Source organism: Helicobacter sp. 23-1045 (genome assembly GCF_053654655.1).
The window spans coordinates 197,923-217,912 of sequence record NZ_JBSIUR010000001.1 but is presented as its reverse complement, the minus strand read 5'-3'; the positions used below and the strand labels follow the sequence as shown (position 1 = coordinate 217,912).

General features: G+C 41.1%; 20 protein-coding genes. All 20 read right to left on the bottom strand.

The window, feature by feature from the left end; all coding sequences use genetic code 11:
* Positions 1-13: 13 nt before the first annotated feature.
* Positions 14-1,441, bottom strand: coding sequence for a F0F1 ATP synthase subunit beta (gene atpD, locus ACWIUE_RS01215; RefSeq protein ID WP_454134125.1), 1,428 nt, complete (start codon positions 1,439-1,441; stop codon positions 14-16).
* 45 nt (positions 1,442-1,486) lie between these two features.
* Entirely contained in the window at positions 1,487-2,398 is a 912-nt protein-coding gene (gene atpG / locus ACWIUE_RS01210) for an ATP synthase F1 subunit gamma (protein ID WP_454134123.1), read from the bottom strand.
* A gap of 9 nt (positions 2,399-2,407) precedes the next feature.
* The gene (gene atpA, locus ACWIUE_RS01205; protein ID WP_454134122.1) at positions 2,408-3,922 is read right to left on the bottom strand and encodes a F0F1 ATP synthase subunit alpha; all 1,515 of its coding nucleotides are present in this window, start codon (positions 3,920-3,922) and stop codon (positions 2,408-2,410) included.
* A gap of 15 nt (positions 3,923-3,937) precedes the next feature.
* Entirely contained in the window at positions 3,938-4,462 is a 525-nt protein-coding gene (locus tag ACWIUE_RS01200; protein ID WP_454134120.1) for a F0F1 ATP synthase subunit delta, read from the bottom strand.
* Positions 4,463-4,966, bottom strand: a complete 504-nt coding sequence (locus tag ACWIUE_RS01195) for a F0F1 ATP synthase subunit B (protein WP_454134118.1) — start codon at positions 4,964-4,966, stop codon at positions 4,463-4,465.
* A gap of 13 nt (positions 4,967-4,979) precedes the next feature.
* Positions 4,980-5,405, bottom strand: coding sequence for a F0F1 ATP synthase subunit B family protein (locus ACWIUE_RS01190; RefSeq protein ID WP_454134116.1), 426 nt, complete (start codon positions 5,403-5,405; stop codon positions 4,980-4,982).
* A gap of 55 nt (positions 5,406-5,460) precedes the next feature.
* Positions 5,461-6,351 carry a ParB/RepB/Spo0J family partition protein gene (locus ACWIUE_RS01185; protein WP_454134114.1) on the bottom strand — a complete coding sequence of 297 codons (891 nt, stop codon included), beginning with the start codon at positions 6,349-6,351 and terminating at the stop codon, positions 5,461-5,463.
* Complete coding sequence (locus tag ACWIUE_RS01180) at positions 6,351-7,139, bottom strand: ParA family protein (RefSeq protein WP_454134112.1); 789 nt, start codon at positions 7,137-7,139, stop codon at positions 6,351-6,353. Before ACWIUE_RS01180 ends, ACWIUE_RS01185 begins: the two co-directional genes overlap by 1 nt.
* Before the next feature lie 249 nt (positions 7,140-7,388).
* Positions 7,389-9,521, bottom strand: a complete 2,133-nt coding sequence (locus ACWIUE_RS01175; RefSeq protein WP_454134110.1) for a hypothetical protein — start codon at positions 9,519-9,521, stop codon at positions 7,389-7,391.
* 170 nt (positions 9,522-9,691) lie between these two features.
* Entirely contained in the window at positions 9,692-10,372 is a 681-nt protein-coding gene (hsrA, locus tag ACWIUE_RS01170; protein WP_454134108.1) for a homeostatic response regulator transcription factor HsrA, read from the bottom strand.
* A 70-nt stretch (positions 10,373-10,442) separates the two neighbouring features.
* Complete coding sequence (gene purU, locus ACWIUE_RS01165) at positions 10,443-11,282, bottom strand: formyltetrahydrofolate deformylase (protein ID WP_454134106.1); 840 nt, start codon at positions 11,280-11,282, stop codon at positions 10,443-10,445.
* On the bottom strand, positions 11,279-12,151 hold the full coding sequence (gene sppA, locus ACWIUE_RS01160) for a signal peptide peptidase SppA (protein WP_454134105.1): 873 nt from the start codon (positions 12,149-12,151) through the stop codon (positions 11,279-11,281). The genes purU and sppA overlap by 4 nt, the downstream gene beginning before the upstream one ends.
* Complete coding sequence (gene mqnF, locus ACWIUE_RS01155; RefSeq protein WP_454134103.1) at positions 12,138-13,388, bottom strand: aminofutalosine deaminase family hydrolase; 1,251 nt, start codon at positions 13,386-13,388, stop codon at positions 12,138-12,140. Before mqnF ends, sppA begins: the two co-directional genes overlap by 14 nt.
* 7 nt (positions 13,389-13,395) lie before the next feature.
* Positions 13,396-14,286 carry a mechanosensitive ion channel family protein gene (locus ACWIUE_RS01150; RefSeq protein ID WP_454134101.1) on the bottom strand — a complete coding sequence of 297 codons (891 nt, stop codon included), beginning with the start codon at positions 14,284-14,286 and terminating at the stop codon, positions 13,396-13,398.
* Between the two features lie 10 nt (positions 14,287-14,296).
* Positions 14,297-14,590 carry a hypothetical protein gene (locus ACWIUE_RS01145; RefSeq protein WP_454134100.1) on the bottom strand — a complete coding sequence of 98 codons (294 nt, stop codon included), beginning with the start codon at positions 14,588-14,590 and terminating at the stop codon, positions 14,297-14,299.
* A gap of 16 nt (positions 14,591-14,606) precedes the next feature.
* The gene (locus ACWIUE_RS01140; RefSeq protein ID WP_454134098.1) at positions 14,607-15,818 is read right to left on the bottom strand and encodes a hypothetical protein; all 1,212 of its coding nucleotides are present in this window, start codon (positions 15,816-15,818) and stop codon (positions 14,607-14,609) included.
* Positions 15,819-15,830: 12 nt separating this feature from the next.
* Positions 15,831-16,553 (bottom strand): cytochrome c biogenesis protein CcdA, encoded by a 723-nt coding sequence (locus ACWIUE_RS01135; protein WP_454134096.1) that lies wholly within the window; start codon positions 16,551-16,553, stop codon positions 15,831-15,833.
* A gap of 277 nt (positions 16,554-16,830) precedes the next feature.
* Positions 16,831-17,613 (bottom strand): thiazole synthase, encoded by a 783-nt coding sequence (locus ACWIUE_RS01130; protein WP_454134094.1) that lies wholly within the window; start codon positions 17,611-17,613, stop codon positions 16,831-16,833.
* Between the two features lie 9 nt (positions 17,614-17,622).
* On the bottom strand, positions 17,623-19,098 hold the full coding sequence (locus ACWIUE_RS01125) for an NAD(P)H-hydrate dehydratase (RefSeq protein ID WP_454134093.1): 1,476 nt from the start codon (positions 19,096-19,098) through the stop codon (positions 17,623-17,625).
* Between the two features lie 12 nt (positions 19,099-19,110).
* A complete protein-coding gene (gene zupT / locus ACWIUE_RS01120) occupies positions 19,111-19,941 on the bottom strand; it encodes a zinc transporter ZupT (RefSeq protein ID WP_454134522.1) in 831 nt (276 codons plus the stop codon).
* Between the last annotated feature and the right edge of the window lie 49 nt (positions 19,942-19,990).

Below are 19,990 nucleotides of genomic sequence, written 5' to 3'. Positions count from 1 at the left end.
TGCTTTTTACCTTTTAGCTTTTTAGCTTTTGTGCTTTTTCCACTACCTCATCTATGTTGCCAACCATATAAAATGCCGCTTCGGGGACATCATCGTATTTGCCCTCCAAAATGCCCTCAAAGCCGTTGATTGTATCCTCCAAGCTCACATATTTACCCGCACTGCCTGTGAAAACCTCTGCAACAAAGAATGGTTGCGATAAGAATCGCTCCATTTTCCTAGCACGGCTAACGGTGCGTTTGTCTTCCTCGGATAGCTCATCCATACCAAGCAATGCGATAATATCTTGCAAATCTTTGTATTTTTGAAGCACTTGCTGAACGCCCATAGCGACTTTGTGGTGCTTTTCGCCAACGATATGCGGGTCTAAGATTCGCGATGTAGAGCCTAGTGGGTCAACTGCGGGATAAATGCCTTTTTCAGCGATTTTTCTATCTAGCACTGTGGTGGCATCAAGGTGCGCAAAAACACTCGCCGGCGCAGGGTCAGTCAAGTCATCCGCTGGGACATAAACCGCTTGGACAGAAGTGATTGAGCCTTTTTTGGTAGAAGTGATTCGCTCTTGCAATTTGCCCATTTCAGTGGCAAGTGTAGGCTGATAGCCCACAGCTGATGGGATTCGCCCTAAAAGAGCGGACATTTCTGCCCCAGATTGCGCAAATCTAAAAATATTATCAATAAACATTAGCACATCAAGTCCCTTTTCATCGCGGAAATATTCAGCCATCGTAAGCCCTGTAAATGCGATGCGATTTCGCGCTCCCGGTGGCTCATTCATCTGCCCATAGCAAAGCGCGACTTTATCCAAAACGCTACTTTCTTTCATCTCATTATACAAGTCATTGCCCTCTCTTGTGCGCTCCCCGACACCTGCAAAAATCGAATATCCGCTGTGTTTATAAGCGACATTGTGGATTAGCTCCATAATGATGACCGTTTTGCCCACACCAGCACCGCCAAAAAGCCCGACTTTTCCGCCTTTTGAATATGGCGCAAGTAAATCTACGACTTTTATGCCTGTCTCAAACATTTCTGTTTTTGTGCTTTGCTCTTCAAAGCTAGGCGCAGAGCGGTGAATCGGCATTGTAATTTTGCGTGAGAGCGGTGCTCCCTCATCGATTACATCGCCTACGACATTTAAGATACGCCCTAAAACTTCCTCGCCCACAGGCACTTCAATCATCGTGCCACGCGCCGTTACTTGCTGCCCGCGACTAAGTCCCTCTGTCATATCCATAGCGATTGTTCGCACACGATTATCGCCCAAATGCGCGGCGACTTCAAGCACAAGTCGCTTTTCCTCGCCATCCATTTGATAAATTACATCAATCGCCTCATAAATCTTTGGCAAATACGCCTCTTCGCCCTCGCTCACAAAGTCAATATCCACCACAGGACCCATAATCTGTGAGATTGTCCCATTTAAATTTTTAGCTTTCATAAGTTCTCCTTTTTGTTATTTTATCGCCTATTTCATCGCTTGCCATTATTTCATCGCTTCAACGCCGGCATTTATCTCTACTAGCTCGGTAGTGATTGCCGCTTGACGCGCTTTGTTATGCTTGATTGTCAAATCTCTAACCAGCTCCGAAGCATTTTTAGTCGCTGTATCCATCGCCTGCATTCGCGCACTTAGCTCCGCTGCAAGTGAATCAATTAGCGCGTAAAACATATTATAATTTATATATTGTCGCACCAACTCATCTAAAATCTGCTTTTCGCTATCGCTTGGCTCAATAAGCATTTCGCCTTCAACTCTGCCACTTGATTTCGCGGCGACTTCGTCCAAATCGACTTTAAAGGGCAGAATCTCCACTTGTTCTATCTCTTGTGATAGCATATTTTTAAAGCCATTATGAATAATTATGACTTTGTCTGTAATGCCCTCCACATAGTCATTTACCGCTTTCATAATAAACTCACTTGCCGCTGAATCGCTAGGATTTGATGAAAGCCCATCGCCCTCATCGCATAGCTCGATTTCATTAAAGTTAAAATACCGAATGCCCGTTTTCCCCACGCCACGCAGTCGCACTTTGATGTCTTGCTTTTTGTATTCATTCATAAGCGAAACAACGGCTTTTATCGTATTAGCGTTAAATCCGCCACACAAGCCCTTGTCGGATGTGATAAACACAATATCCACCATTTTTACCGCCCTATCCTTATCCACAAACAAAATGTCATTTTTCTCAAACAAATTGCCGTTGTGGAGCGTTTTTTGGATAATTTCATCAAATACTTCATTTAGCTTTTCAGCATAGATTCGACTGCGCTTGGCGGCTTCTACGGCTTTTTTGAGCTTTGAATTTGCCACGAGCTTCATCGCACGAGTGGTTTTTTGGATGTTTTTTACACTCGTAATCTTGCCTCGAATTTCTTTTAAACTATTTCCCATCGCTCTACCCTACGCCGTAAATGAATTATTGAACTCTTCTAATGCTTGTTTCAAAAGTGCCTCCAAGTCCGAATCAATCGCCTTTTTGCTAGTTAGCGTTTCAAAAATCTTTGGATATTTCGCTTCGATAAATGGATACAAATCCGCTTCAAATTTGGTGATTTTACTTGCTGGGACATTATCCAAATAGCCCTTTGCACCCGCAAAAATGATGACAATTTGCTTTTCAACCGACAAAGGCGAATATGGTGGCTGTTTTAGCACCTCAACCATTCTTTGCCCTCTATCTAATTGCTTTCGACTACCTTCATCTAAATCAGACGCAAATTGCGAAAACGCTTGTAGCTCCCTATACTGCGCCAAATCCAGCCTTAAAGTCCCAGCGACTTGCTTCATCGCCTTAACCTGTGCTGCGCCACCCACGCGCGAAACTGACAAGCCGACATTGATTGCAGGGCGAATCCCAGAGTAAAATAGATTTGTCTCTAAAAAGATTTGCCCATCGGTGATTGAGATTACATTTGTAGGGATATACGCTGCGACATCGCCTGCTTGTGTTTCGATGATGGGTAGTGCCGTTAGCGAGCCAGCTCCCAAATCATCGCTTAATTTCGCTGCGCGCTCTAAAAGCCGAGAGTGTAAGTAAAAAACATCGCCGGGGAATGCCTCTCTACCGGGCGGACGGCGCAAGATTAGCGACATTTCGCGGTAGCTTACGGCGTGTTTGCTTAAATCATCATAGATTATTAGCGCGTGGCGGGCGTTGTCTCTAAAATATTCACCCATCGTAACCCCTGCATAAGGTGCTAAAAACTGCATAGTAGCCGAATCTGAAGCAGGTGCATTTACGATAATGCTATACTCCATCGCGCCGTGTTCTTCTAACCTACGGACAACCTGCGCCACTGTGGATTCTTTTTGCCCGATTGCCACATAGATACAAATGACATCTTGCCCTTTTTGATTGATAATTGTATCAATGGCAACGGTTGTTTTGCCGGTTTGCCTATCGCCGATGATTAACTCTCTTTGTCCTCGCCCAATCGGCACAAGCGCGTCAATCGCTTTAATCCCCGTTTGCAATGGCTCGTGCACTGATTTTCGCGCCATAATGCCGGGAGCTTTGACTTCGATAAATCTATACTCTTTTGCCTCAATCGCGCCTTTGCCATCGATGGGCTCTCCAAGCGCATTTATTACGCGCCCCACAACCGCATCGCCCACAGGCACACTCATAAGAGTGCCTAGCCTTTTGACTGATACGCCCTCTTTGATTTCTCTCCCAGCACCAAGCACAACCACGCCAACGCTGTTATCCTCCAAATTCAAAGCCAAGCCTTTATCGCCTGTCTCAAATTCTACCATTTCGTAATACATTACATTTTTTAGCCCATAAACTCGCGCCACGCCGTCCGCGTAATTTATGACCGACCCTACCTCATCTATGTCGATTTTTAGCTCAAAATCCTCGATTTTTTGTTTGATTATTGAGCTTATTTCATCTACCTGAATCTTACTTGACATTTTTACTCCTTTCTTTTAATTAAATGCTTTTAAGATGTGGCTTTTTATGCCATTTGTCAAACTCTGCTTTAAAAACGCGCCCTCAACGCCCAGCTCATCGATGAAAATCTTTATCCCATCGACATTGCTTTTTTTATGCGTTGCCACAAGCGAGACGCCAAACTTTTGCTCTAACTTTTGCTTAATTTCTGAAAGCGACTTTGAATCCAGCGCAAAATTTGACTGCACGATGAGTTCAAATTCGTTGTTTTTGGCGCGAATGTGGCGATTCAGCTCATCATAAATGCGCGGAATCTCACACAGGCGGTTTTTCTCGCTTAATGCTTTGATAAAATTTTTTAGCGTTTTATCCTTAATCTTAAAAGTTTCGATAAGTAGCTCACACTTACGCACCTTTGGGATAAAAGGCGAATTTATAATATTTAAAAACGCAGAATCTGCAAAACTTTTACTAATTGATTCAAGCACCTTTATCGCCGTAGCGACTTCTTTCTCATTTAGCGCATTTACGAGCGCTTTTGTGTATCTTTTTGCTATCATTTATGCGACCTTTTTTGTGATGATTTCAACAAATTTCTTTTTATCAAGCGCGATATTTTCATCACGCAGAATCTCACTTAAAACCTCGCTAACGATGGACTTTTTAGCGCGTTTTTGCTCAAATCCCATTCGCTCGATATAAGATTTTTGCAAAATCTCTAAATCTTTTTTGCATTGATTTTGAATATTTTTAGTGATGACTTCTGCCTCTTTGTGGGCGTTTGCCACGATGTCAAGGGCGAGTTTTTTGGCATTTTCTAATTCTTTTAATTTTTCTAATTTTTTGTTGTTAGATTCTGCGAGTTTGACTTGCACGGCGTTTAATTGCGCTGAAATCTCATCTTGCCTTGCTTTGAGTGCGTTTTTGATATGCTTTGCCACAAGCCACCACAAAAGCGCGACAAAAATCACAAAATTCACACTTCGCATTACAAAGTCGCTATTTTCAAAGCTAACTTCCGCCGCACAGGCAAAAATTGGCATTAGAAGTAATAATATTTTCATCGCCATCCCCCTTTTACATACTTTTTATTTTATCATTAAGCGCATTTTGAAACGCCGGGATTTGCGCCAAAAGGGCGGATTTCGCGCTCTCTTTTTCGCTATTTAATACTTCTAAAAATGCCACTAATTTTCTATCATTTTCAGTTTTTAGTTGCTCGATATTATTCGCAGAATCTGCCTTTGCCTCCAAAGTCGCCTTTTCTTTAATGGTAAATGCTTCTTTTTTGGCTGAATCTAAAATCGCCTGTATTTGGCTATCGATGTGCGCTATCTCGCTTTCATTGCCACTTGCATTATCCAAGTCATTTTTTATCATCGCATCGCGCGCGTCCATAAAGGCAAGAATTGGCTGATAGAGCCATTTATTCAGCAAATAAATAGACAAAATAAATAGCACAAACACTAGCGCCATCAACTGCGGATTTAAACTTATGCCCATAAATTACCCCCGTATTTTTTTAAATTTAAAATGCTAACAAAATTCTGTCTTTTTTTCATTTAAATTTGCCATTTTTTTCTAAAATTTTTACCAAATGGTGAATTTTTTCATCATTTTTGAAGTTTAGCACAAGCGAATCGCCCCTTATTTTTGCGATGATTTCTAACTTTTGAAATACGCTAATTAGCGCATTCATCGCAGAATCTAACTCTTTTTTTGGTTTTTTGGCAATTTGTTTGCGATTATTTAAGGCTGAATCTGCGCGATTTTCTTTGATTTTTTGGACTAATTTTTCACTCTCACTAACCGATAATTTCTGCCCCACTATCGAATCTAGCGCAATTTTTAAATCTTTTTCATTTAGATTCACCAAAATTTTGGCGTGTCCTTGCGTGATTTTGCCACTAATTAGCAAATCTTGCGCACCTTTTGGCAATTTCAAAAGTGCCAAAGTGTTTGTAATCTGTGGGCGGGACTTTTGCACCTTTTGTGCTAACTCATCTTGCGTGATATCATAGTCCTTAATTAACGCGCTATACGACAATGCCAAATCGATGGGATTCAAATCCTCCCTTTGGATATTTTCGATTAACGCCATCTCGCGGAGCTTTTCAGGTTTTATATCTACTACAATCGCCTTAATCGCGGATAATTTCGCAACTTTTGATGCGCGAAGTCTGCGCTCACCGGCAATCAAATAAAATTCATTATTTTCTTCATAAACCAAAATGGGCTGTAAAATGCCGTATTCTTTGATAGATTCTGCGAGTTCTGCGATGCTTGTTTCATCAAACTTTTTGCGCGGCTGCACTGGATTTGGGTGGATTAAATCAATGTCAATTTCTACCACTAATTGCGAATCGTCGCCCAAATTCTGCTCATAAGCTTGCTCCATCTCGCCAATTAGCGCGCTTAGTCCGCGCCCAAGTGCTTGTTTCTTTGCCATTATGCGCCTTGCAAGATTGCTTCTGCCAAATTTTGATAGGCAAGAGAGCCGTTTGAGCGCATATCATATTGCAAAATCGGCTTGCCAAAGCTCGGAGATTCTGCGAGTTTCACGCTTCGCGGGATGATTAGATTTTGCATATTCATATCTTTAAACATATATTTATCAAAATGCTGTGATAAGTCGCAAACAACCTGCTTTGCGAGATTATTCTGCGCGGCAAACATCGTTGGCAAAAATCCTTTTATGTTTAGATTTGGATTTATTTGCTCTTTTAGAAGTTTAATCGTATTTAAAAGTTGCGCCAAGCCCTCCAGCGCGAAAAATTCGCACTGAATTGGGATTAACACCGAATCTGACGCACTCAACGCATTCATCGTCAAAGGTCCCAGTGCAGGGGGCGAATCGATAATCATAAAGTCATATTCGCCAACTATTTCATCAATCTTTTTCTTTAAAATTAACTCGCGCCCTTGCGTTTTTTTACTATAAAATTCTTTTTCAAACCCCACTAGCCCGATATTTGAAGGTGCTAAAAAGAGATTTCGCACATCGGTTTTTACGATGATTTGGGATAGCTTTTTTGACCCTGTTAGCGTGTGATAGAGATAGTAATCGATATTGTTGCGATGGACGCCAAGACTTGTAGTTGCGTTTGACTGCGGGTCTGCGTCAATCAAAAGGACTTTTTTGCCCTTGTATGCCAGAGACGCAGAGAGATTCACCGCCGTAGTTGTCTTACCCACGCCACCTTTTTGATTTGCAATAGTAATAACTTCACATTTCATAACTGCCCCTAAAAATTTTGAAAATTGAGAATTCTAGCGATTTTTTTATAAATCAAATCTTATAAAATAGATAAATTTTAAGATTTTTTGCAAAATTTGCGAATGTGAAAAATCGTAACAACCCCGCCAAAGCGCGCAGGATTCGAATATTTCATCATTTTTAGAGATTCTGCGAATTGCAGAATCTAATACCAAAAATTCGCAAGAATTTATAAATATTTCAATCACAGATTCTGCGATTCGCAGAATCTACCACTTCACTCGCCACTCAAAGCTTCCGCCATTGCTTATGCTTTTATCCCCAAAGCTCCCATTGTAGCGCAATGTAAATTCCATATCAAATCTTTGCGCTTGCCATACATAGCTACCTCCCACGCTTACATAGCCTAGCACATTATCATTATCTAGCGTTATATCCACAGCGCGATTTGCTACCATTAAAGTGCCGTTTGTTGCCTTTGGAGTGAGATTCCCGCGAATTCCAAGCCCCGCATCAAGTCCCAAAAGTCCAAAATCCACACTAAAATATTTATAATAATTTAACCCCAAATCCAAATATAACAAGTGATAAAACGCGCTATTATAATCCACGCTAGAAATGCTTGCTTTGCCTGTATTTAGTGCTTTGTAATCAATTGCACCTTCGATTCCTAAAACGCCCCATTTATCAAAATCAAAGTCCTTGCCATAAGCCACGCTTACGCCAAAACCAAGATTATTTGGCTTGGCTGTATCGGCAGGATTTGCGCCCACTTCATTTAAAAAATAGTAAAAATCCCCACGCGCCTTTAAAAACATAGCATAAGCCAAATCTAAATGATAGTTTAGCCCAAGCATAAAATTTAGATTTGTGGATTTAAAATCCTTGTCATTTTTATCGCTCAACGCCCCGTAGCTTAAAGCAAAATGAGTGCCTAGCGTATTGCTATCATTTAGCTTTCCGCTAAATGCGGTTATAAATCCGCCATCAACGCCCGAAACTTCGTAATTCCCCGATTTGTAAAACAAAGTATGATTTATAAATGGCGTAAAAAGAAAACTATATTTATCGCTTTCTTTCGCAGAATCTGCGCTTTGATTTGCAATGCGATTCGCAGAATCTGAGATTTTTTTCGCAGTGCGATTCGCAGAATCTGCGCTTTTGTTTGCATTCGTGTTTTTTTGTGCTAAATTTATCGCTTTATTCTTCGCATTTGTAGTCAATATTTGCGAATCATAAAAGAAATTTTCATTTGATTTTAGTGAATTTAGCGTGATAGATTTGTGAGATTTGGCATAAAACGCATTTCGCGCATTAGAGCGATTTGCCATTTTTTGCGCATATCGCACACTATTTCTACTGCTTGGCATTATCGCACCACTTGCCAAAAATAGATTATTCATAGTAGCGACATTTGCCTTGCTTGTGGCGGTTATGGGCGTATTGCTACCACCTATGCTTACGACAAAACTATCGCCTTGTTGCATAAGCGTAAAAATATCTTTGTTTAGCAAATCCAAGTGTGATAAATCAACCTTTAACGCATTTGCGCCGTCTGTATCCACCACTAGCTTATCTAGCGAATATGGCGTATCGTATTCAAAATCTCCGTCAAGCTCTAATATCAGCTTGCCAAACCCACGAGCGAGTCCATCGTTATTGTAAAATTGTAATTTTGTGCCTTTATCCACGACAAGATGTGAATTATCGCCCGTATTTGCGCCATTATATTTATTAAATGTTTCCGCATTTTCGGTAATTTTCATAGCATAATCGTGTATAGTAAATGTGCCACCGCCACCTAAATGATAAGATTGTCCATTCACGCGATTGATTGTGCCGTAATTTGTAAGATTGTGCGTGTATTGACTGACGGGCAGAACGATTCCGCCCATAATGCCGTGATTTTCGATATTGCCAAGAATTGCGCCAGATTCTGCGTTTATGTATCCATTGATTGTGTTGTGATTGATTAGATTTGTCAAATGTGCTTTATCTTTGATAGTTATGGCGACGCCATTATTTGCGCTAATTGTGCCGTAGTTATAAAGATTGCCTATTCCACCACCAGCAGCATTTGATGGATTTATAATTATGCCATTTGCCGTTTGGATTGTGCCTTTGTTATATAGCTGACTTATAATTGCGCTAGTGCTTATGCTATCTTTTATGTTAATCGCACCTTCATTTGTCAATGTAAGAATCGTTACGCCTTCAAAAGTTAGTTTATTTAGTTCTAAACTTTTATTACCAAAATGTATGTAGCCACCATATCCGTAGTTGCTTTTATCGATTTTACAATCCGTGCTTGAAGCACAAAGCGCATCTAGCTCATAAGTATCTAATTTATAAGTAGGAAGTGTAGCAGAGTAAAGATTTGTAATAAGTGAAATGCCAAACAAAAATGCAAAAAATTTGCCTTTTATAGGGTTATAAGCATTTCCCCCCCCCCCCGATATAACAAGGCATTGTCAGTGTTCGTGTAGATTTCATAATTTCCCTTTTTATCAAATTATATTTCAGTTTCACGCTAAATCTTGCGTAAATCGCGCACGATTTGCACTACCGCTAACTATTCCTCTTCCGCTGGTTTTGGATAGCAGAAGCGATACCCGCGTCTGCGCACGGTTTCAATGGTAGAGATTCGCAGCGGTTTATCCATCTTTTGGCGGATTTGGTTAATCGCTACTTCAATGACATTTGGCGTAACAAGCTCGGGCTCTTCCCAAATAGCGTCCAAAAGTTGCTCTTTGCTTACGATTTGGTCTCTGTGCTTTGCTAGGTGCGTTAGCACTTCAAATGGTTTGCCTTTGACTTCGATTTCTTGTCCTTTATAGACGATTTTTTCCTCATCGGGGTTGATTAGCAAGTCATCGATTTCAATTAGATTGCTCCCCCACGAACGCAACCTTGCCTCTACTCTTGCGACAAAGACTTCATTAGCGCAGGGGAAGCGGATAAAGTCATCTGCTCCGCCATTTAGCGCATTTACTTCAATGCTTATATCCTCTTTGCTTGAAGTGATGATTACGGGGATTTTGGGTTTTCTTTCTTTGATTTGGTTTATAATATCTACGCCATTTATGTCGCTTAGATTCCAATTTGATACGATTAAGTCGTAATTTCTAATGCTGACATAATACTTGCCATCTTTGAGATTTTCGGCGATGTCGGTTTGGTATTTCTTTTCATTTAACGCATCGCTAAGCGATTCGCCAAGCGTTTCATCGTTGTCTATGATTAAAACACGCATTTATTTAATCCTTTAAAATTAAAATGAATTTGGGATTATACCATAAATTTAAACGATTTTTAAGCAAATTTTAAAAAATAATCGTTTTGTTGTTGTGGATAAAGATTCGCGCCTCTATCGCCAAATCAACCGCACGCGCCAAAACCACGCGCTCAATATTGCGCCCTGCCCTTTGCATATCCACCCACGAAAAAGTGTGATTTACCTGCATAATATCTTGACAGATTATCGGTCCGCTGTCTAATTCGCTTGTAACGAAATGTGCCGTTGCGCCGATGATTTTCACGCCTCGCTCAAAGGCTTGTTTGTAAGGATTCGCCCCGATAAATGCGGGGAGAAAGCTGTGATGAATATTTATAATGCGATTTTCATAATGTGCGATAAATTTTGGGCTTAAAATCCGCATATATTTTGCCAAAATGATAAAATCTGGTGCGAATCTACCGCAAATTTCAAGCATTAAATCTTCGTAATTTTTAGATTCGTGTGAAATGTGAAAATATGGAATGCTAAATTTTTCTACCAAACTTCGCAAACTCTCATAATTTGAAATCACCGCTTTTATGTCAATGTCTAGCTCGTTATTGTAGTGTTTGATTAGCAAATCGCCCAAGCAATGCGCCTCTTTGGTGCAAAAAATAACAGCGGATTTTTTGCTTTTTGGCGCGATTTTTATGAAAGCATTTTGCGGGAGAATCGCATTTAGATTCGCCTCTATTTTTTTTGCAATCGCTTCAATCTCTGCGCTTTCATCGCTTTTTAGGCTAATTTCAGTGCGCATAAAAAAATGTTTGCTTGTCCTATCCACAAATTCATCGTTTTTTTCGATATTAAATTCTAACAGATTCGCCGTAACCTTATGCACCAAACCACGCGAATCAGGTGTGCTAATCAAAATAATAAGATTCATCGTATGGTATTTATTTGCGAAAAAATCGCACTCACTGCCTCTGCGCTAAATTTTTTCAAATAGCTATCAATAACGCCCTCTTTTGCCCACACAGGGTTGCTAACGCCACTTAATTCTTGCAATAAATTTATCGCTTGTTTTTGTGTGCCAACTAAATCAATAAGCCCCACTTCTTTTGCGTCATAAGCGTTAAAAATCTTGCCCTCTGCGTAGATTCGATAGTCAATTTGCCCAAGCGTTTTTGCCCTAGCATTTGCCACATCTCTTACAAACATCGCGTATTGCTGATTTAAGAATTTTTGCAAATACGCCCGCTCATTTTCGCTCCATTTTCTAGTAAAAGTCCCCGCTTCCTTAAACTCACCTGCTTTTAGTCCTTGCGATTGAATCCCTATTTTGCCAAGCAATTCTTCGATATTATATCCATTAAAAATCACGCCAATAGAGCCAATCATCGCGCCCCGATTCGCCACTATGAATCGACTATACATTCCCGCATAATAGCTTCCACTAGCCATCGTCCCGCGCACATAGGCGACTACGGGGATTTTGGCGTTTAGCTCTTCAATCATATCTGCGATTTCTACACTAGGCGACAATCCGCCCCCGGGCGAATCGATGACTAACAAAACGCCCCTTAAATTTGGGAAATTTTTTAGCGATTCGATTTGTGTGGCAAATAAATCGCTTCTAAAAATGGGACCTTCTAAATAGATTTTTGCCAAATTTATGTTTTGCGTTTGCGGTGGCGTAAATGCCGCACAAAGCACGATTACTAGCAAAATAAATAAGCAACTTTTAAAATAATTTTGAATGAAATTTAGCGGTTTTAACACAAAAAATCGCCATATTGTTTTAAATGCCTTCAATGTCTATCCTTTTTCCGTTGATATATAAATCCATTGCCTCCCTTGCGTGGAGCAAGAAATGCAGTGCCACTTGATTGCTTTTTTCAATATCTTTGACATAAAATACCGCCAAATCACTTGCCTTGCCTCTCTCCAAAGAGCCGTTGTTAAAGCCAAATCGTTTGGCGATATTGCGCGTGATTCCTAGCAATATCTCTTTTGCAAGGGCATTTACATCAAATTTCGGGTAACCAAAAAGTGCGATTCGCCCCTCATCAAGCAAACTTAACGAATTATTTGAGCTTCTGCCATCTGTGGCTAAAATGAGCTTAAATCTAAAATCCTTTGCCTTAAAAAAGTCAAAATAGCGATTATTTAAAAGGCGATTTGAGCGGGGCGCAGAGATGATTTCGCAATCTAATCGTTTCAAAAATTCAAAATCATCATTATTTAAATAAAGACAATGCGCAAAAAGCGTAGGCACTTGCGAGAAAAGCTCCATAAATGCGCGTTTTGTGTAAAATGGCTTTGCAGATTCAACGCCCAAATTATTTTTGAAAAAGTCCTTAAAATAGCCCTTGCCATAGTCCAACCACAGCAATTCTTCACGCGACTCCATAAAGTGCGCCGATACTAGCATTTTGCCTTTTTTAGCTTTATCAATCGCAAATTCTGCCAAATCATTATGCAACGAATAAGGCGAATGAAGCGCGATTGCGTTTTTAAAGCGCGGATTTTCTAGCAATTTTGCTTTTTTTAATCTAATCTCAAAATTTTCTTTTATCGTATCAAATTTCGCGGGATTTGTCCCCATAATCTCATTAAAATATATCACTTTTAGCGGACTTGTGCTTAAATCCTCCAAATCCGCTCCCACGCTACTAATCGCGCCTACACAAGCTGTGCCAGAGCGCAAAACTTCTTTGATTGCATTTTTTATATATTTTTGCGAATCTTCAAATAATTCGCCCCTTTTTTGCATAACCGAATCAAGCCACACGCCAAAATTGCCGTAATTTAGTGTGCTAAAATTGCTACTAAATTCAAAATGAATGTGCGGATTGATAAAAGCAGGCGTAATGACGCAGGATTCATAAAACTTGCTTTTAATCTTTGGGCTTTGGAGCGCATTATAATCGCCCACTTTTAAAATCCTATCCCCATCAAACAAAATCCCGCCATTTTTGATAATCTCAAAATGCTTATTGCACGAAATCACCGCACTTGCGCCAATTAGCTGAAGTTCTTTAATCGCCATAATAATCCTATTTTATTAGATTCACATCTAATTTATTAAATGGTATTTCGATTTTCGCAGAATCTAGGGCATTTTTGACATTTTCTATCATTTTGCTTTTTGTGCTACCAAATGCGCCATTATCGATAACCCACGCCCGCACGGCAAATTCAATGCCACTTGCTTGAAGCTCATTTACGCCTACAAAGATTTTTTTACTCGCATTTGTTGCGCCATTATCGATATTTTCGGTAGATTCTACGGCATCATAAATCACCTTTTTCACGCGCTCAATATCGCTTGTGTATCCCACGCTTATTAGCCAATCGATTCGCAAGATGATATTATCGCTATTTATCGCGAGTGGCAGGGCTTCATCGCGTCCGATTCTGCGTGTGTGCTTTTTGGTGTAATTTATGATTCGCCCTGTGGCAACGCTCGTATTTGGCATAATGACTAATTTGCCATCGCCTGTTCGCATATAAGTGTGAAAAAGCGAGATTTCTTCTACCACGCCAATCATACCGGCGGTTTCAATCCTATCGTCTTTTGTAAATGGGCGAAAAATTACTAGCATTATGCCACTTGCAAGGTTTGAAAGCGAATCTTTTAGTGCTAACGCAATCGCCAATCCCGCTGCGCCAAGTGCCGCGATGATTGAAGTCGTTTGAACGCCCATCGTGCCAAGTGTCGCAACCACCACTAAAATCATAATCCCCACAAAGGCGATTTTTGATAAAAATCCCGCAAGCATTTCATCTTTTAAAACGCGCATTAAAATTTTTCGCACTCGCCCCGCGATAAAGTAGGCAAACCACCACCCAAAGATTAAGATAAAAATCGCCTTTGAGCCGACAATGATGGCATTTAGTAGCTCATCGCCCATCAGCATTAAAACATTTAAGATTTTTTCTTTCATTTTTTGTCCTTTAAGATTTTAGATTCTGCGCTAGATTCTGCGAATCGCTTGTCATTCTGAGCGAAGCGAAAAATCTCAAAGATTCTGCGAATCGCACAAAATCCGCAGAATCTAAACCCACATTCTCTTTTGTGGAGAATACCCCACCCCAAACCCCTCCCGCAAGGGGAGGGGCTTTCTCTATTACTCTCCCCCTCCCTTGCGGAGATTTTGCCAATACTCTCCCCCTCCCTTGCGGAGGGGGATTAAGGGGGTGGGTTAGATTCTGCGAAATTTGCATTAGATTCTGCGATTTTAACTTCATTTTGCTAAATTCTGCGTTAAATAAATCGCAGAATCTCCCCCTTCAAATCCGCATTTTTATACGGCGAAAACGCGCCATCCACCGCCACATTTGAATCCAAATCAACCGCCATAAGTCGCGCTTCTTTGTTTTGCTCTATTTTGCCACAATTTAGATTTAAGATTTTGGCTGGATTTTCAGCGCAAATCTCAAATAGTCGCTCCAAACTTATGATTTTTGTCGCAACCAAATTGCTATAAAGCAACGCAAAATAATGCGCGATTGCGTCAATCCCATACTCCGCATTGCCAAATGGCAACTCTTTTTTGGAGTTAAAATGCGCACATTGCAGCGAAGTAAGCAAATCAATCTCGCCATTTTGCAGGGATTCGCATAGCTTTTCGCGCGTTTTTTTGTCTTTTAGGGGCGGATTTATTTTCGCACTAGTGTTGTAATTTTCACACGCGCTTTCATTCAAAATCAAATGATGAATCGAAACTTCGGCGAAAATGCGCGGATTGTGCTTTTTGGCTTCATTTATGAGTGAAAGGCTACGAATCTCGCTAATCGCGCTAAAAACGACTTTTATATCATAAAAAATCGCCACTTCAAGCATTTTTGCCACTTCTTTGATTTCACTAAGCGGACTTCGCGCGGGGATGCCCAATTTCGCGCTTAACTCGCCATAATTTATCATTCCGCCCAAATTGTCATTTGCGTTTATAAAAAGCGGAATGTCAAGCATTTTGGCGTATTTGGCGACTTTGTCAATGGTGTTTGCGTCCTTTGCGCTGTCAATATTTATCCCAACGCCCCCAAGCGCGTTTAAAATCGTAATATCACAGATTTTTGAATCGCCTTTTTGATTCGCACCTTTATCACCAAAATCCGCCACATTTGAGCTAATCAGTGGCAAAATCGCCACTTCTGCGTTGATATTTTTTACAAACTCCATTGCCATTTCATTGTCGATTGCAGGATTACTCGCAGAATTTAGCGCGATAATCCCCACACCACCGCGCTTTGCCTTTTCTCCAAGCGACAAAATCGAAGTGCGCAAGAGCGATTTATTTTTAGGATAGACATTTAAATCAATGAGTTGCGGGGCGATTAGCGCGTTTTTCAAATCCAAAACTTCGCTAGATTCTGCGATTTGTGAGCCAAAAGATTCTGCGTTCGCAGAATCTACGCCCACAATTACGCCATTTTCGATTGCCACACTTTGATTTTTGCCTTTTATGATTTGCATTTTGTCCCCTTTTTACGAAAAAACTACGGCGATTCTATCTAATCCGCCCAAAATAATCACAACGCCGATTGTTACAAGCAACGCCCCGCTGATGATTTCAATAACGCGATAATATCGCTTTATGCGCTCAAACACGCTAAAAAGTCGCTCAATCAAAAGCGCAGTTAGCAAAAACGGCACACCAAGCCCAAGCGCGTAAATCACTAGCAAGGCAACTCCGCCACCGCTCACACTTATGCTATTTAGCGCGATAATCGAGCCTAAAATCGGTCCTACGCACGGACTCCACCCAAGCGCAAAGCCTATGCCTAAAATAAATGGCGCAATTATGCGCAAAAATGGGATAGATTGCGCGATTCGCACAAAATCAAATCGCTTTGTTTTATAGAGAATAGCAAGGCGAAAAATGCCTAAAAAATGCACCCCAAAGATAATGATAATGCCCCCAGCGATGTAATTTGCGATAGGATTGCTTAAAAATCGCCCCAAAAGCGAGTTAAAACTAATGCCAAGCAATATAAAAACCACCGAAAATCCCGCCACAAAGAGAGCTGCCTTTTGAAATATAAAAAGGCGATTTTGCGCCTTTAACTCACTCACCGAAACGCCCCCAATGTAGCTCATATAGGGCGGGATTAGTGGCAAAACACAAGGGCTTAAAAATGTAAGGATACCTGCCAAAAACGCCGCAAGATAGGGCAGATTTTCATATAGACTAACTAATGCGAGTTCCACGCGCTTCCTTTTTTGCGTTTGCAAAATTGTTGCAAAATTTAAGCGCGAATTATAGCTAAAAAAAATTATGGTAATGTTAAGAAAAAAATAATGTTAGATTCTGCGATTTATGTAAAAATCACTTTAATTTCGCAGAATCTACTTAAAAAAAGCAACATTTCGCAGAATCTCGCTTGAATTTTACATTAGATTCTGCGTTTTTCGCACTAGATTCTGCGATTTACTCAAAAATCGCTTCAATCTCGCAGAATCTCGCTTGATTTTCGCCAAATCCACCCTACCACGCCACAACGCCATCGATTGGCGAGCTTGCGGTGGCATAAGGTTTGCGCGGGATTCGCCCTGCTAGATAGCTCTGTCGTCCCGCAATCACGGCATTTTTAATCGCCCTTGCCATAAGAATAGGATTTTTTGCCAAAGCAATCGCGCTATTGCTTAAAACAGCATCCGCCCCTAGCTCCATAGCCACGCTTGCATCGCTTGCACAGCCGATTCCCGCATCGACAATCACGGGTATTTTCACGGCGTCCTTGATAAAGGCGACATTGTAGCGATTTTGTATCCCAAGCCCCGAGCCGATAGGCGCAGCAAGGGGCATTACGGCACTTGCCCCAGCGGATTCAAGGCGTTTTGCCATTATCGGGTCATCGTTGCAGTAGGCAAAAACGACAAAATTATCCTTTGCCAAAATCTCACACGCACAAAGCGTCTCAATCATATCAGGGTAAAGCGTTTTTGCGGTATCGCCGATGATTTCAAGCTTTATTGTGCGAATCCCTGTCGCCTCGCGCACCACATTAAAAAGCGCAATCGCTTCATCGCTTCTTGTACAACCAGTGGAGTTTGGCAAGAATTTTATGTCGCTATCTTTGAAATAATCCATAAGATTTTCGCTATTTTTATCGGTGATATTTACGCGCCGAACGGCAATAGTTATCATCTCCGCGCCACTTGCCAAAGTCGCTTCACGCGTGGTTGCAAAGTCCTTGTATTTCCCGCTACCGACAATCAAACGCGACTTAAATTCAATGTCGCCAATTTTTAAAATATCATTTTGCATTTCTATCCTTTATAATGATTTTATCGCATTTATTAAATCCATAGGCTCTAATCCAAAGTCGCTTTGAATCTTTTGCGAAGCCAAAGAATGCGCCAAAGACGCATTGATAGCCGAATCTAGTAGCGAATATCCTTGCGCCAAAAGCGCGACAATTAGTCCGCTTAGCACATCGCCACTGCCACCCTTTGCCAAATTATTGCACCCTAGCGTGTTTATGTAGATTTTTTCTTTTTGTGTGATGAATACATTTGCGCCTTTTAGCAGTAGCACGACATTTGGGTAACGCGCCGAAAAATCCATCATCAAATCCACTTTTTTGCGCTCAATCTCTTTAATGCTAAATTCGCCAAAGCCCAAAATTTTTAGCATAGAGCTAAATTCCTTTAAATGCGGGGTTAGCACCAAATTGCCCTTTTCTAAAATCCCGCGCAAATCGTTATGATAAAACATATCCGCATCAATCACCGATGGGATTTTCCCCAAAAAATCAAAATTATAACGCTGTATTTTCGCGCCAAGCCCCATACCAAAGGCGATTGCGTTGCAGTTATTTGGCAGTTGCGTGGCATTCATAATGTGGTGCGGGAGATTTTTCACCTCGCCAATAATGCTTACAAGTCCGCTACCAAAGGCAAATGCAGAGAGTGCGCTTAAAATACACGCACCCTCTTTTTCCCCAGCGATTACGCAACTATGCCCAAATCGCCCTTTGTGTGTGTTTTTTGCGATTCGGTGCGGGAGTTTTAAATCGCGCCTTTCAAGCAATTTGATATGTGAATCGCTTTCATAGTTTGCGCGCGAAATGCCTAAATTTGCTACGGCTATTTCGCCTACAAAATCCTTTGCAAAGTCGCTAAAATACGCAATTTTTAATGCGCCCATTGCGATTGTAATGTCGGCTTTGAAAATCGCAGAATCTGTGCTAGATTCTGCGATTTTGTGGGATTTTGCGCTAGATTCTGCGAAAAGATTAGATTCTGCGATAAATTTTGTTTTAGATTCTGCATTTGTCGCTAAAAGTCCGCTTGATATATCACAGGCGATTTTTAGCCGTCCTACCGCATTCATTTGCGCTATCAAATCGCCCATTTGTAAATCCAACTCCCCGCTAAATCCGCTTCCAAAAAGGCAATCCACAACAATATCACACAAAAAAAGTTTATCGACAAAACTCCCGCCCACCGCTTCAAATCGCGCTTTTTGCAAAGCATTGAGTTCGCTTTGTGTGCGAGATTGAAGCGATTCGGGCGCAAAAACTTTGACATTGTATTTGCCACTCAAACGCCTAGCAAGGGCGAATCCATCCGCGCCATTATCGCCTCTGCCACACACGATAATTATTAGCGCGTTTGGCGCAGATACGCGCTCATCGATGATTCGCTCAATCGCACACGCGGCATTTTCCATCAAAATTTCATTGCTTAAATTAAATCGCTCTACCGCGTTTTTGTCTAGCAAATCCGCGCTTTTAAAAACATTTTGCATTTTTGCCTCCATTTATTTTAAGATTAGCAAACTAATTGCCATTATGCCCATCCCAAAGAAAACACCAGCCACTGATTCGTGCCCTTTGGTGCTTAATTTGGAGTTTGGCAAAAGGCTATCGATTGAGATAAAAACCATAATCCCAGCGATGATTCCAAAGCTAATGGCAAGTGTGGCTTCGCCCAAAAGTGGCGCAAGTAAAAAATACCCGATTACCGCGCCAAGTGGCTCTGATAGCCCAGATAAAAGCGTGAGTTTCAACGCCTGTCTTTTATCGCCTGTGGCATAATAAATCGGCAAAGACACTGCCAAACCCTCAGGGATATTGTGAATCGCCACAGCCACCGCAATGCTAACGCCAAAGGCAAAGCTATCTAACGCACTTATAAAAGTCGCAAAGCCCTCAGGGAAGTTGTGAATCGTAATTGCGATTGCCGTAAAAATCGCCGTGCGTTTTATGGCGTTGTTGCGTGAAATGTGGCGTTCTCGCGAATCTAGTTCGCAATAGACTTCATTTTGGCTTTTTAGCTCGTGGGGATTGACATCTTTGGGGATTAAAATGTCGATTCCAAATGCCAAAATCATACCCACAAAAAAGCACAAAATGCCAAGCGATTCGGCATTGCTTGAATCTATTCGCAAAAAATAGTCGATAGATTTTGGCAAAATCTCTACAAAACTCAAATACACCATAACCCCACCGCTAAATCCAAGCCCAAAGGATAGGACGCGCGTCTCATCTTTTGTCTTAAAAAATGCCAAAAATGCCCCAAATGCCGTGCTAATCCCAGCGATTAGCGTTAGCAAAAAGGCAAAAAGCATAGATTCAAAAGTCATAAAAATTCCTAAATTTGCGTGAATCTAATGCGAATCTATGCGAATCTATGCGAAT

What these genes read in the sequence shown, in the direction of transcription:
- atpD (WP_454134125.1), bottom strand. Translation starts at nt 1,441, where the DNA reads ATGAAAGCTAAAAATTTAAATGGGACAATCTCACAGATTATGGGTCCT.
- atpG (WP_454134123.1), bottom strand. Translation starts at nt 2,398, where the DNA reads ATGGGAAATAGTTTAAAAGAAATTCGAGGCAAGATTACGAGTGTAAAA.
- atpA (WP_454134122.1), bottom strand. Translation starts at nt 3,922, where the DNA reads ATGTCAAGTAAGATTCAGGTAGATGAAATAAGCTCAATAATCAAACAA.
- ACWIUE_RS01200 (WP_454134120.1), bottom strand. Translation starts at nt 4,462, where the DNA reads ATGATAGCAAAAAGATACACAAAAGCGCTCGTAAATGCGCTAAATGAG.
- ACWIUE_RS01195 (WP_454134118.1), bottom strand. Translation starts at nt 4,966, where the DNA reads ATGAAAATATTATTACTTCTAATGCCAATTTTTGCCTGTGCGGCGGAA.
- ACWIUE_RS01190 (WP_454134116.1), bottom strand. Translation starts at nt 5,405, where the DNA reads ATGGGCATAAGTTTAAATCCGCAGTTGATGGCGCTAGTGTTTGTGCTA.
- ACWIUE_RS01185 (WP_454134114.1), bottom strand. Translation starts at nt 6,351, where the DNA reads ATGGCAAAGAAACAAGCACTTGGGCGCGGACTAAGCGCGCTAATTGGC.
- ACWIUE_RS01180 (WP_454134112.1), bottom strand. Translation starts at nt 7,139, where the DNA reads ATGAAATGTGAAGTTATTACTATTGCAAATCAAAAAGGTGGCGTGGGT.
- hsrA (WP_454134108.1), bottom strand. Translation starts at nt 10,372, where the DNA reads ATGCGTGTTTTAATCATAGACAACGATGAAACGCTTGGCGAATCGCTT.
- purU (WP_454134106.1), bottom strand. Translation starts at nt 11,282, where the DNA reads ATGAATCTTATTATTTTGATTAGCACACCTGATTCGCGTGGTTTGGTG.
- mqnF (WP_454134103.1), bottom strand. Translation starts at nt 13,388, where the DNA reads ATGGCGATTAAAGAACTTCAGCTAATTGGCGCAAGTGCGGTGATTTCG.
- ACWIUE_RS01150 (WP_454134101.1), bottom strand. Translation starts at nt 14,286, where the DNA reads ATGAAAGAAAAAATCTTAAATGTTTTAATGCTGATGGGCGATGAGCTA.
- ACWIUE_RS01145 (WP_454134100.1), bottom strand. Translation starts at nt 14,590, where the DNA reads ATGAAGTTAAAATCGCAGAATCTAATGCAAATTTCGCAGAATCTAACC.
- ACWIUE_RS01140 (WP_454134098.1), bottom strand. Translation starts at nt 15,818, where the DNA reads ATGCAAATCATAAAAGGCAAAAATCAAAGTGTGGCAATCGAAAATGGC.
- ACWIUE_RS01130 (WP_454134094.1), bottom strand. Translation starts at nt 17,613, where the DNA reads ATGCAAAATGATATTTTAAAAATTGGCGACATTGAATTTAAGTCGCGT.
- ACWIUE_RS01125 (WP_454134093.1), bottom strand. Translation starts at nt 19,098, where the DNA reads ATGCAAAATGTTTTTAAAAGCGCGGATTTGCTAGACAAAAACGCGGTA.